Origin of the sequence: Paenibacillus sp. J2TS4, from assembly GCF_018403245.1 — a bacterium.
In the GTDB taxonomy this organism is placed as follows: domain Bacteria; phylum Bacillota; class Bacilli; order Paenibacillales; family NBRC-103111; genus Paenibacillus_L.
In genome coordinates, this window is the sequence record NZ_BOSH01000001.1 from 684343 (window position 1) to 696887 (window position 12545).

Annotated in this window: 11 protein-coding genes; 10 read left to right on the plus strand and 1 reads right to left on the minus strand. The window is 48.6% G+C overall.

Annotated elements, in window-relative coordinates; genetic code table 11:
• The first annotated feature begins 33 nt into the window (after nt 1-33).
• Nucleotides 34-855 carry a DUF421 domain-containing protein gene (locus tag KJS69_RS03090; protein WP_213581528.1) on the plus strand — a complete coding sequence of 274 codons (822 nt, stop codon included), beginning with the start codon at nt 34-36 and terminating at the stop codon, nt 853-855.
• A 64-nt stretch (nt 856-919) separates the two neighbouring features.
• Here the strand turns inward: KJS69_RS03090 and spoVB are convergent, their stop codons facing one another.
• On the minus strand, nt 920-2479 hold the full coding sequence (spoVB, locus tag KJS69_RS03095) for a stage V sporulation protein B (RefSeq protein ID WP_283777434.1): 1560 nt from the start codon (nt 2477-2479) through the stop codon (nt 920-922).
• A 176-nt stretch (nt 2480-2655) separates the two neighbouring features.
• Here spoVB and KJS69_RS03100 point away from each other — a divergent pair, with 176 nt between their 5' ends.
• The 9 genes from KJS69_RS03100 to KJS69_RS03140 all read left to right on the plus strand — a co-directional run bounded on the left by KJS69_RS03100 (nt 2656) and on the right by KJS69_RS03140 (nt 12544).
• A complete protein-coding gene (locus tag KJS69_RS03100) occupies nt 2656-2913 on the plus strand; it encodes a post-transcriptional regulator (RefSeq protein WP_249730326.1) in 258 nt (85 codons plus the stop codon).
• Between the two features lie 172 nt (nt 2914-3085).
• Nucleotides 3086-4318, plus strand: a complete 1233-nt coding sequence (gene secD, locus KJS69_RS03105) for a protein translocase subunit SecD (protein WP_213581529.1) — start codon at nt 3086-3088, stop codon at nt 4316-4318.
• Nucleotides 4308-5216, plus strand: a complete 909-nt coding sequence (gene secF / locus KJS69_RS03110) for a protein translocase subunit SecF (protein WP_213581530.1) — start codon at nt 4308-4310, stop codon at nt 5214-5216. Before secD ends, secF begins: the two co-directional genes overlap by 11 nt.
• A 96-nt stretch (nt 5217-5312) precedes the next feature.
• A complete protein-coding gene (locus tag KJS69_RS03115) occupies nt 5313-6257 on the plus strand; it encodes a cation diffusion facilitator family transporter (RefSeq protein WP_213581531.1) in 945 nt (314 codons plus the stop codon).
• Between the two features lie 18 nt (nt 6258-6275).
• Nucleotides 6276-8690 carry a single-stranded-DNA-specific exonuclease RecJ gene (gene recJ / locus KJS69_RS03120; protein WP_213581532.1) on the plus strand — a complete coding sequence of 805 codons (2415 nt, stop codon included), beginning with the start codon at nt 6276-6278 and terminating at the stop codon, nt 8688-8690.
• Between the two features lie 24 nt (nt 8691-8714).
• Nucleotides 8715-9227, plus strand: coding sequence for an adenine phosphoribosyltransferase (locus tag KJS69_RS03125; protein WP_213581533.1), 513 nt, complete (start codon nt 8715-8717; stop codon nt 9225-9227).
• A 439-nt stretch (nt 9228-9666) separates the two neighbouring features.
• Nucleotides 9667-10686 carry a LacI family DNA-binding transcriptional regulator gene (locus KJS69_RS03130; RefSeq protein ID WP_213581534.1) on the plus strand — a complete coding sequence of 340 codons (1020 nt, stop codon included), beginning with the start codon at nt 9667-9669 and terminating at the stop codon, nt 10684-10686.
• Between the two features lie 122 nt (nt 10687-10808).
• The gene (locus KJS69_RS03135) at nt 10809-11846 is read left to right on the plus strand and encodes a zinc-binding dehydrogenase (RefSeq protein ID WP_213581535.1); all 1038 of its coding nucleotides are present in this window, start codon (nt 10809-10811) and stop codon (nt 11844-11846) included.
• A gap of 26 nt (nt 11847-11872) precedes the next feature.
• Entirely contained in the window at nt 11873-12544 is a 672-nt protein-coding gene (locus KJS69_RS03140; RefSeq protein ID WP_213581536.1) for an orotidine 5'-phosphate decarboxylase / HUMPS family protein, read from the plus strand.
• Nucleotide 12545: the final 1 nt, after the last annotated feature.

Consider the following 12545-nt stretch of genomic DNA (forward strand, 5'->3'; position numbering starts at 1 on the left):
GATTAATACAAGCTGGAACAGGAGGAAAAATCAATGGACGCTCTGATCCTTGCTTTTCGTACAGTGATTATGTACGCTCTCGTTTATATAGTTCTGCGACTAATGGGCAAGAGGGAAATTGGCAAGCTGTCCGTCTTCGATCTGGTCATCTCGATCATGATTGCTGAAATAGCTGTTTTTGTTATCGAGGATGAGGACAAGCCGTTCTGGGAGGGGCTACTGCCTATTGCCATATTGCTTATTATTCAAATTAGTATTGCGTACATTATGCTTCACAGCCAGAAATTCCGGGTTTTTCTGGACGGCAAGCCAAGCTTCTTGATTAAGAATGGCAAGCTCAACCGAAAAGAAATGAAAAAACAAAGGTATAACTTGGATGATTTGATTCTTCAACTGCGTGAAAATAAAATTACGAATGTATCGGATGTTGAATTCGCCATTTTGGAGACCACCGGCAAGCTGACGGTCGTGGAGAAGCAAAAAAATCAACAAAAGCAGCTGCCGCAAGGGCAGTCAGCCTCCACTCAGCAAGCTAATCAAGCCGGTCAGCAGCCGGCACAGAAGAAGAAAGCAGCGAATAAGAAAAACAATGCGAACAAGCAGCAGAATCAGGCACAGGCCCAAAGTAGCGGCCAGCAACAGCCTCCAAGCACCGCCCAGGAAAAGATTCGCTACGAAGGTCTGCCTCTTCCTCTGATTATGGATGGAAAAGTACAGGATAAAAATTTGGAGACTATAGGGAAGACCAGATTTTGGTTAAAAAATGAGCTGCAAACTAACGGAGTGAATGACTTTAAAGAAGTATTCTTTTGTTCGATCGACCATAAGGGAAAGATATATATAGATAAAAAATGATTGAGGGACGCCCTGTGCAATTGCCACAGAAAGGCGTCCCTTTTTTAGAGTGGGAAAGCAGGCTTTACAGTTTTTTTCCGATCCAGGGGATTCGTTTGAAATCATCCCAATCCACTATTTTGAACATCGCAATACAAACCGAGTAGATGGCAAAACCGAGCAGGAGCGCATAGATGAAACGGGGAAAAGGCTGAGAAATCCAACTCGAGTTCATGACTCCATAGCAGCCGAAGCCCATAATGACCATAGCAGCGATGACTTTGAAGAAATGTGCGGCATCCATAGAAAATTTCACAAGACGGGAGACGCTGGACCAGTTTAACCAGGCCACAACGATGGTATGGATATTGATGGCCATAATTGCGCCGAGGATCCCGAAATTGGGTTTGGAAGCAAGCCAATAGATTAGGAAGAGCTTGACCCCCGCTCCAATTAATGTGTTGCGAAGGGCGATGCCCGGTCGGTTCAGAGCTTGCAGCGTTGCTTCCAAGGGACCTTTTAAATACATGAATAAGGCGATGGGGGCCAGCATTTTTAACATAACGCTAATTTCGCTTTCATTATACAAGTAATAGGTGATAGGATCTGCCAGCACATACATAATAACGGCGAATGGGGCTCCGGAAACGAGTGCGAGCCGAAGCGATTGGTGGAGCCGCTTATGAATCGTCTTCATATCTTTTCTCGCCGCTGCCTCGGACAAGGACGGAATGAGTGACACGGAAAGCGAATAAGTAAGGGCGCTGGGAAGCATGAGAACGGGTAGAATCATTCCTTGCAGCGCACCATATTGTGAGGTTGCCATTGCAGTGGCTACCCCAGCCGCCGCCAAACTTTGGACGATGAGAATCGATTCCAGGAAGTAGGAGGAGGAACCGACGAGACGGCTCCCCGTAACCGGTACAGAGATCCGGAATATTTTTTGCAGCACATCTCGCTTTCCGCTCCCGGAGCCAATTTTAGCTGAATGATAAACGTTGTATTTTTTGCGGATAACTGCGTACTGGTACAACAGAATGGCCAAACCGGCCAATTCCCCGATCATTACGCCGAACATTGCGCCTGCAGCGGCAAACTCTATGCCGTAAGGGAGCATGACATAGGAGCATGCCAGCATGGTTACAATTCTTACCAGTGTTTCGAAGGTTTGGGAGACTGCAGTGGGAATCATATTTTGCCTTCCCTGAAAATATCCGCGATAAACCGATGAGACTCCAACTATCAGAATGATCGGACTCATACATATGAAGGTATAGTATACTCTTGAATCGGTAAACAGATGAGTCGTAATCCAGGGGGAAGCAACCAGGCTTAGCAGCGTGAATAGCAGACTTAGGGTTGTAATGAGCCCCAGGGAGATATGAAGAACCTGTCGGGCTCGCTTTTCGTTGCCCTCGGATTCCGCCTCTGCGACCAATTTGGCGATAGCGAGAGGGATTCCGCCTGTCGTAATGGTCAATACGACACTGAGAAAAGGCCAACCCATCTGATATAGACCGACTCCTTCGGCACCAATCACCCGCGGTAAAGTAATGCGAGGCACAAAGCCGAGGAGCCGGTTAATAATACCTGCGGCCAGGAGGATCATGGCTCCTTGAATAAACGATTGTTTGTACTTGCTCAAATTAGTCCCCTCTTCCCATTAACCCGGAGGTTGTCTTCTATAATGGATATGCAGAGGGTGGCCAAGCTCATGCTAAAATTTCCTAGAAAATAGACAGCTCTGGCAGGATTATAGAAGGCTGCGCAGAATAATTAGTATAATTAAGGAGGGAATGGCCGATAAGGAGGGAATGGCCGATGAATCCGGAAAGTCCCCGTATGGAAGATAATCTTGAAGAAGTTATAATGCATCTGTGCCAAATGAAAGCGGAGGAATTCGCTGCTAGCGGCTATGAACAGGTTAGCGCGAATGAAATTTGGAGTTGCGTCAGTGACAAATATAGTAAAACAGGTCAGCCTGCTCTTCATCAATTGGTTAATGATATTCTATCTCTAAGTGTTCCCAAATTTATGAACTGGATGACTATGCAAGCGTTTAAGGGTGCCCCGTTCTAGGAACGGGCTTTTTTCTTGCGGGCGGTTTTACCGAAACATCTTCCTCTTTTTTTCGTATTAAACCGAGTAGGATGTCGAATGAAAGGGTCGTTCGCAAAGAATAGCAAATTGACTCGATTTTTCATGGTTAGTATAATAGCAATATTGAGTATGGAAGGGAGACTCTCATTATATGAATGGCAAGAGAATGGCCGCATTTGTTATACTCATCGTGCTAACGCTCGGTGTAGTCGGCTTTACCAGCTCCCAATTGGTGAGCAAAGTGAGGCTGGGCCTTGATTTGAAAGGCGGATTTGAAATTCTTTACGTCGCCACTCCGGTGCATGATGAAGGCACGGTGACGAAGGATGCTTTAAGAGAAACGGCTAGAAGCTTAGAGAAGAGGGTCAATGCGCAAGGAATAGCGGAGCCTGAAATAACTCCGGAAGGAGAAGATCGGATTCGCGTGAGAATTGCCGGAGTTACGGATGAAAGCAAGGTCCGCGAAATGTTAAAAAAGCCGGCTATTCTAACGTTTCGTGCTCCGGATGGCACGGTGCAACTGGACGGAACGGATTTCAAACCGGGCGGTGCCAAGGTCGAATATGAGAATGGGACTATGCCCATGGTCGCGATTGAACTGAAGAGCGCAGAGAAGTTCGCCGAAGTGACAGGAAGATTGGTCGGACAGCAGCTCGGCATCTATTTGGACGATGACATGATTTCCAATCCTACGGTTAACTACGTTATCAATAGCGACAAAGCGACAATAACCGGCCAATTTACTTATGAAGAAGCGAAGAACCTGGCGGATACGATTAATCTGGGCGCTTTGCCGTTGAATTTGACGGAAAAGTACACTCAAAGCGTCGGGGCTACTCTTGGCCAGCTTTCATTGCAACAAACGGTAAAAGCCGGTTTAATCGCCTTTGTGCTTATTATTTTGTTCATGCTGGTATTCTATCGAGTGCCGGGAATCATCGCTACGATTACATTGATTACCTTTACCTGGTTATTGCTTCTGGTATTCGTTCTAATGAACGCTACCTTAACGCTTCCGGGTATAGCGGCCTTCGTTCTTGGAGTCGGGATGGCTGTGGATGCGAACATTATTACGTATGAACGGATCAAGGAAGAATTACGCAGCGGTAAAAGTGTTCTGTCCTCTTTCCGTGCAGGATCGAAAAGCTCGTTCCGGGCGATTATGGATGCGAACCTCACCACTATATTGGCGGGAGTCGCGCTCTATTTCCTCGGTACCGGAGCGATTCAAGGCTTTGCGTTGACATTGATCTTCAGTATTATCATCAGTATTCTGACGAACGTATTCTTTTCGCGATTGCTCCTGCACCTGCTGATCCGCTCTAATGCCGTGAGTAAACCGAAATATTTCGGCGTAAAGGAGGCGGAAATCCGTGAATTATAATATCCATTTCGACTTCGTTAAGCATCGCAAAAAATTCTTCGCGTTTTCGATCATTTTAACGGTGCTCGGAATCGTATCCCTCCTGCTGTTCGGATTAAACCGGGGGGTTGATTTTAAAGCAGGAACTACGCTCGATATTACGAGCTCCCAGGTGATGGACAAGACCCGGGTGGAACAAATCTTTAAAGATGCGGGATATGATATTTCTCCTACGGTAGGCGGGACAACAGCCTCTGCCAGATTTGACAAAGTGCTGACCCAGCAGGAAGTCGAGAAAATCATGGAAGGATTTCATGCCGCTTATGGGGAAGATGTCAGCCGGGAGGAAAATACGGTAGACGTCGAACTGGCCAAGGAGCTTGCGATCAAAGCCATTTATGCTGTATTGGTTGCAAGTATTGGAATCAGCATTTATATCGGCATTCGTTTCGAGTGGAGATTTGCAGTTGCGGCTATTATATCGCTGCTGCATGACGCATTTATCATCATCAGTCTGTTCTCTATCTTCAGGTGGGAAGTCAATCTTCCGTTCGTTGCGGCGGTATTGACCATCATCGGTTATTCGATTAATGATACGATTATTATTTTCGACCGGATCCGGGAAAATCTGCGGTTTGCCAAAATCAAATCGTTTGCGGATCTGTCCGAGCTGGTCAACCGCAGTATATGGCAGACGATGACACGGTCCATCAATACGGTTGTAACGATTCTGTTCGCAGCTGTCCTGCTGTTTATTATGGGAAGTGAGTCGATTCGTTACTTCTCGTTGGCCATTGTTCTGGGCTTAGCCTTCGGGGCGTATTCCTCGATCTTTATCGCCAGCCCGCTGTGGCTGCTGTTCAAAACGAAGTGGCCTGGCACGGCCAAAAAAATAGCAGCTGCCAAAAACGAACCCTGAGCGTCTGTTACGTTACTGTTTAATAATAAGTCTAATGCCGCGAGACTTGCTCCGCGGCATTTGTCTTCAAATCTTTTTCCCAAGAGAGGTGGCAAGATGTCTTATCATTCTTATGGCAAGGCAGGACTGGCCGCTTTGCTTCGTCTAGCCGGAAATTTGCTGCTTGCTTTGATCAAAGGCATAGTGGGGTGGTTGGCGAGCAGCCCAGCATTAATTGCCGATGCTGTTCACACCGCTTCTAATGGGATCGGGGATCTGATCGTTCTGCTGCGACTTCGGGAATTAAACCCTCCCAGCCATAAAAGAGCGCGAGGGCAAGGCAACCTAAATATGCTGCTGATTATCGGAGCGGCTGCTGTGCTGCTCGTGTCCGGGATAGAGCTTGGACTGGAAGCTGTCCATATCATTCAGAAGGGCGAGTATGGGCCGCCTCAAGGTTATGTCGTACTCCTTCTTCTTCTGTCTTTAGCTGTGAAAGCGTTAGCTGACCGGGGAGGGCAGGCAGGTGAGAAGAGGGCATTGCTTACCAAGCGGTCTTATAGGCGAGAAAGAAAGTATTCCTATGCCTCGTCATTCATCGCCTTGATTGGCACCGCTGTAGCATGGTGCGGGGCTTGGCTGGACATTACGCTGCTTTTTATACTCGATCCGCTTGCGGCTATAGGGATTGGCCTTCTGATTATTAGGGCAGGGTATCGGCTTCTGCTGGAATCCCGGACGATGTCTTTTCAACGTGCTTTGGGGGAGGAGGATTTGGAGGAGCTGATACGTGTCGCCCAGCGGGTTAAAGGGGTTATAGCCGTGGACGATTTAAAAGCGTATGAGCAGGGACATTTCGTCCTCGTGGACCTTCAGGTGAGCGTTAATCCGCAAATCACTGTAATGGAAGGCAATGAGATTGCCAAACGAATCAAGCATCATTTGATGAAAAGGTTTATGCACATCGCCGATGTCATCGTTGCAGTACAGCCTTATGACGGTGGCTATCCTTACCGGAATTCTGCGGATGCCGACCTGGAGAATCGATCGCTGTTTCATTAAGAAAAGGGGGAGAAGGAGATGCTTGCTTCCAGGGCAAGATGGAGGATCAGGGAAACGAATGACGATGCCGTGACGCGGTTGATCGATGAGCTTAGCCTGTCCCCGCTGCTGGCCAAGCTTCTGGTAGCCCGGGGGATGGAACAAATAGAGGAGGTCCGCAAGTTTTTGCAAGTTGGTGCGGCTCAGATTCATGATCCTTTCTTAATGGATGGAATAGAAATAGCTGTAGAGCGGATTCGCAGTGCTTTGCAGCGTCAAGAATTCATTCGAATCTATGGAGATTATGATGCTGACGGGGTTAGCAGCACGTCCTTGATGGTTTATTTGATGAGAGAATTGGGGGCGAATTTCGATTATTATATTCCCCATCGAATCCATGAAGGCTACGGCTTGAACAACAGTGCGCTGGACCAAGCAAAGGAACACGGAGTCAGCTTAATCATAACCGTCGATACTGGAATTAGCGCCTATGCGGAGGTTGAATATGCGGGCAGTCTTGGAATAGATGTGATCGTTACAGACCATCACGAGCCTCCGGAAATATTGCCGCCGGCGCATGCGGTTATTAATCCGAAGAAGCCGGGATGCTCCTACCCATTCAAGCAGCTTGCGGGAGTGGGAGTAGCTTTCAAGCTGGCTCACGCCTTGCTGAATCGTTTGCCTCATGAGCTGTTGGAGATGGTAGCTATAGGCACCGTGGCCGATTTAATGCCACTGACCGATGAGAATCGGGTGCTGGTGAAGCTGGGCATCGACGCGCTGCGCAATTCTGGCAATCCGGGACTATTGGCGTTATTCGATGCGGCAGGTATAGAGCGCAAGGACGTATCGGCCGGTCATATAGGTTTCTCGTTGGCGCCTAGAATTAACGCCAGTGGCCGGCTGGAAAGCGCGGGGGATGCCGTTCGTCTGCTGACGACGAACGATCGGGAGGAAGCGGATCGCCTGGCCTTTGAGCTGGATCAGTTGAATAAGGAAAGGCAGCGGATTGTGGAGGAAATGACGGCAGAAGCTTTGGCCATGCTGGAGGAAGGCCCGGATCCTGCTGAACAGAGAGTCCTGATTGTCTCCAAGGAGGATTGGAACGCCGGGGTTATCGGAATCGTCGCCTCCAAGCTGCTGGAGAAATACTACCGCCCGACCATAGTATTGGGGATTGATCCACAGACAGGGATCGCCAAAGGCTCTGCCAGGTCGATTGCCGGGTTTGACCTGTACAAGGCCTTGACCTCTTGCTCTGATTTGTTCGAGCACTATGGAGGCCATCAAGCGGCTGCCGGAATGTCTATCGCACAGGAGCGTATTCCCGAGCTTAAGCATCGTCTGGAGGCGCTTGCTCAGGAATGTCTGACGGAGCAGGACCTGCTCCCCGAAATTCAAGTGGACCTGTGCAGTACCTTGGAAGAAGCCACCTTGGATGGAATCAAGCAGTTGGAGCAGCTAGCTCCGTTTGGGATGGGAAATCCGTCTCCGCGTGTCGTGTTTACCGGGTTGGAGTTAAATCAATGTAAAAAAATGGGAAGGGAACAACAGCATCTGAAGCTGACCCTGTCTCAAGAAGCGAAGCAGGTACCCGCTATGGAAGCGGTCGGGTTCGGCAAAAGCTTCATGGCGGATAAAATGGCTCCTTCTGCACGGATCGATGTGCTGGGAGAGCTGTCGATCAACGAATGGAATGGCATCCGTAAGCCGCAGCTGATCATTCAAGATTTGCGCATTCCGGAGCCTCAAGTCTTTGACTGGCGCGGCATACGTAACAGCGATGACAGATGGTCATCCCTATTTGCCGAAGCAGCGGCAGTAAATAATTATGGCGGAGGCAAGCAAAATACGGCTTTTGTCGTTTTTAATGACCATAATTATAGCTATCTTTCACCCGGGTGGATAACGAGAAGCAGTATCTGGAGCTTCGCCGACTCCGGGCCGCCAAAGCCTATACATAATGAATCAGGACATTCGTATGCGGAAATAACCGATCTCATTCTTATGGCGATGCCCCAGCAAGCGTCGCAGGCAGAGCAAGCACTGCAGCAGGCGATAGGTGTTGAGAGGGTCTATGCAGTATTCGAGGATAGCTCCCGGAACGAGGCGGTGATTCCGGGAAGAGAGCAATTTAAACAGGTCTATGCTGCGTTGTTACAGCAAGCAAAGTCAACGGTGGAAGAGCGGGCTCTGTTGGATTACATTAGTAAAAGGTCAGGGTTGCCGAAGGGCTCCATTCAGTTTATTATTAAAGTATTTGAAGAACTTAGCTTTGTCGAACGGGATGGTACCGGATACCGGTGTGTAGCCTCTCCAGTCAAGAAAGAGCTATCATCCTCACGGTTATACAGAAGCAATCAGGAGCGACAGCGAACAGAGGAGATGCTGCTCTATTCCTCTGCCAAGGAATTAAGTCGTTGGGTCAGGTCCCAATTGACACACCGAATCTAAATCAAAATGTAACGGAGGCAGAACATGAATTTCAAGGAGCATATTCGGGTTATTCCCGATTACCCGCAGCCGGGCATCCGCTTTAAAGACATTACAACGCTGCTTAAAAATGGACCGGTTTATAAAGAGGCAATTGAAGCTATGAAGGAGCGGGTCAGCCGCTATGAAATTGATTATATCGCCGGTCCGGAGGCACGGGGATTTGTTGTCGGAGCACCGCTTGCTTATGCATTGGGGGTAGGGTTTGTACCGATTCGCAAGAGCGGCAAGCTTCCCGGGGATTGCATCGAAGCCGATTATTCACTCGAATATGGTAAAGATAAGCTGGCCATGCACCGCGATGCGATTCAACCCGGCAGCAAGGTGCTCATTGCCGACGACCTTTTGGCTACGGGAGGGACACTGGCGACTTCTATCCAATTAATCCGGCAATTGGGAGGAGAAATTGTAGCGGGCGCTTTTCTCATCGAACTGACCTACTTGAATGGAAGAGAGAAGCTGGGTGATCTGGAAGTTATCTCTCTTGTCCAATATTAGTTTTCCCAGGAAATATTTGGTTATAACCGCGATCTATTAAGGTCGCGGTTTTTTGCTGTTCTTGTGAGCGTAACGAAACCTCATATCGTTAAATCGCTATTTTTACACTGTTTTAAATTTTAACCAAACTGTGTATCGTTATGTTCCTTTCTTCGCATCATATTATCGTTTTTCCTGCGCGTAGTATTACCTAGTTTCGTTACACGCCCGATTCACCTGTATTTGCACAAATAAGGCTATCCAGTTTCATTAGAACGATTGGGGCCATCCCTCTTAACTTTCGTAAGATGATGTAAAATCCCAGGCGAGATGCGGAATAATAATAATTTTAGAGCAAATATAGGGTTGACAGATCGTTAAATGATTTTATATACTCAAAATGAAACGTTTCATCTCTTAGAGAGTACCATTAATTATCTGTTTAGGAGTTTAAAGTCACATGCAACCAACGATTAAAGATGTCGCTAAACGAGCCGGGGTTTCGGTAGGAACTGCATCCAAAGTCATTAACGGGGGCGGTAACGTTAAGCCGGAGCTGAAGGAAAGAGTCCGCCGTGCCGTAAAAGAACTAAATTATCTTCCCAATGCTGTCGCAAGAAGCCTGAAATCATCCAATACCCATACGGTCGCTGTCCTGTTGGCCGACGTTACGAATCCTTTCCAAATGACTTTGGCCAAAGGAATTGAGGATGTCATGTACAAGCGCGATTATCAGCTGTTAATTAGCTCGACCAAGGAGAATGTCGAGATCGAGCGCAAAAATCTGATGATGCTGTACGAAAAAAGAGTGGACGGAATTATCGTATGTACTACAGGCCAGGCCAACGATGAGATTCGTGCCATCATCCGTCGCCATATCCCGGTTGTTCTGGTTGACCGTCCGGTCTATTCATTGGCAACCGATATCGTTGCCGACAACAGTATGGTCGGAATGGAGCTTCTGGTTCAGCATTTGGTGGAGCTTGGGCATCGGAGGATAGGGGTCGTTCACGGAGATTTGAACACGATACACGGTAAAATCCGTCATGACAGCGTTCAAAAAGCGCTTGAACGGTTTCAGCTCCCTATGGTGCCGGAGTTGCAGTATACCGGGGGTTTTTCTTACAGCGGGGGTGCCAGTGCCCTGGAGCATTTTATCGCTCTGGATGATCCGCCTACGGCGCTTTTGTCCGCCAACAATAATATGACGGCCGGAATTATGAAAGCTTGCCGCCACAGAGATATCCACATTCCAGACGATATGACGCTCGTTTCGTTCGGTGAACTGGAGTACAATTGGAATTTGATTACTCCTTCGGTGACTCATGTGAGCCAGTCCCCCCTTATTATCGGGCAGAAGGCGGCTGAACTGCTGCTGAATCGACTTCAAAACGAGGGGAAAGAAGAAGTATCACATGTTTTTTACACGCCGGAGCTGATTATCGCGGAATCGTCAGCCCAAAAGAGTGCAAATCGTTGATTGCATCCTCTTTTTCAAAGTTAAAATGAAACGTTTCATCCAAATCATTCCATTGAAATACTTAAAGAATGCAGTGAAACTCCTACACAGAATACTTAAAATGCAGAAGGTCAGGTGATAGCTTGAAAGCGGTTGTTAATTACGCAGCAGGCAAAGGGAAGGTCGAGATTCGAGAGGTGCCGATTCCACAGTTAGGTCCCAAGGATGTGCTGATAAAAGTAATGGCTGCAGGGGTTTGTGGAAGCGATCTGCATATGTACCACGATATTCAAGGGTTCGAGGTGAAGCGTCCGGTTACGCTGGGACATGAATACTCGGGGATTGTCGCTGAAGTTGGCCGAGAGGTGACTCTGTTCCAACAGGGAGACAGGGTTGTCAGCGAAACTCCCGCTTACGTCTGTGAGAAATGTATATACTGCCGCACAGGACAATACAATCTTTGTCCGACCCGCAGAGGATTCGGAGTCCTCGAAGACGGAGCCATGGCGCAGTATGTGAAAACGCGGGAAACGATTGTCCATAAAATTCCTGATAGCGTTTCCTTTGAAAAAGCGGCTATGACCGAGCCGACTTGTGTGGCGTACAATGCAGTGGCTCATCATTCCCGTATTCGCCCCGGCGACTATGTAGCAGTATTCGGGCCCGGACCGATCGGCTTGATGTGCGTCCAGGTAGCGAAGCTGTTCAATCCCGGACAATTAACGATTGTCGGGACGAAGGCGGATCATAATCGCTTGGAGATCGCCAAGCAATTCGGAGCCGACACGGCTATCGTGGCCGATGAACAGGATGTCGTTAAGGAAATCATGTCCTACGGCGACGGTTTGGGCCCGGACCTTGTGCTTGACGCGGTAGGAATATCCATTACCTTGAAGCAAAGCATCGACGTCGTCCGTCCCGCCGGCCAAATTACGAAAATCGGCTGGGGACCTGCACCGGTCGGCTTCACGCTCGACCCGCTTATTCAAAAAGCGGCGCGCCTGCAAGGATCGTTCAGCCATAACTGGCCGATGTGGGAAAAAGTGCTGCTGATGATGGCTAAAGGCGAACTTGATCCGCTGCCGATGACGAAGACGTACGGAATGGACGATTGGAAAGCTGCCTTCGATGAAATGGATTCCTTGGTGCATGCCAAATCGATTGTTTGTCCCAATAGTTAAATAATGAGTAAGTCAGGAGGAGAGAAATGAAACCTATTGTTCAAATATCGTTAGACGTAACCAGCATTAAGGAAGCACTGGAGATGGCGGAAATAGCGGTGGAAGCAGGGATAGATTGGATAGAGGCCGGTACCCCGCTGTTGTTGGCAGAAGGACTTCATGCGGTTCGAGAGCTGCGCAAAGCTTTCCCGGAGCATCCTATCGTTGCCGATCTAAAAACGATGGACGGCGGTTACCTGGAAGCGGAAATGATGGCGAAAGCGGGGGCCACTCATGTCGTCGTTATGGGTGTGGCGCATCCGGCAACTATTCGTGCTGTCGTAAGAGCGGCCCGCTATTATGGCATCAAGGTGATGGGAGACGTGCTGGCGGCGGAGGACAAAGTGGCGAATGCCAAAATGCTGCAGGACAACGGCGTGGATTACATCATCGTTCATACCGGCTTTGACGAGCGGGGAGAAGACCCTGAACGAAGTCCGATGGATCATCTTGATCCGATTGTGAAAGCGGTAACAATTCCGGTGCAGGCGGTGGGAGGATTGTCAATAAAGCAAGCAGCCGAGATGCCTGCGTACGGAGCCCCGCTGGTTGTTGTGGGAGCGCCGCTCGTCATTGACAGCAAGCAATTTGCGGCCAGCACCAACCGTGAAGAACTGAAGCAAATATTATCCGATTTAGTCGTAACCGTAAAACAATAAC

Excerpts from the sequence above, each read along its gene's own strand:
- KJS69_RS03090 (WP_213581528.1), top strand. The coding sequence starts at position 34 with ATGGACGCTCTGATCCTTGCTTTTCGTACAGTGATTATGTACGCTCTC.
- KJS69_RS03100 (WP_249730326.1), top strand. The coding sequence starts at position 2,656 with ATGAATCCGGAAAGTCCCCGTATGGAAGATAATCTTGAAGAAGTTATA.
- secD (WP_213581529.1), top strand. The coding sequence starts at position 3,086 with ATGAATGGCAAGAGAATGGCCGCATTTGTTATACTCATCGTGCTAACG.
- KJS69_RS03115 (WP_213581531.1), top strand. The coding sequence starts at position 5,313 with ATGTCTTATCATTCTTATGGCAAGGCAGGACTGGCCGCTTTGCTTCGT.
- recJ (WP_213581532.1), top strand. The coding sequence starts at position 6,276 with ATGCTTGCTTCCAGGGCAAGATGGAGGATCAGGGAAACGAATGACGAT.
- KJS69_RS03125 (WP_213581533.1), top strand. The coding sequence starts at position 8,715 with ATGAATTTCAAGGAGCATATTCGGGTTATTCCCGATTACCCGCAGCCG.
- KJS69_RS03130 (WP_213581534.1), top strand. The coding sequence starts at position 9,667 with ATGCAACCAACGATTAAAGATGTCGCTAAACGAGCCGGGGTTTCGGTA.
- KJS69_RS03140 (WP_213581536.1), top strand. The coding sequence starts at position 11,873 with ATGAAACCTATTGTTCAAATATCGTTAGACGTAACCAGCATTAAGGAA.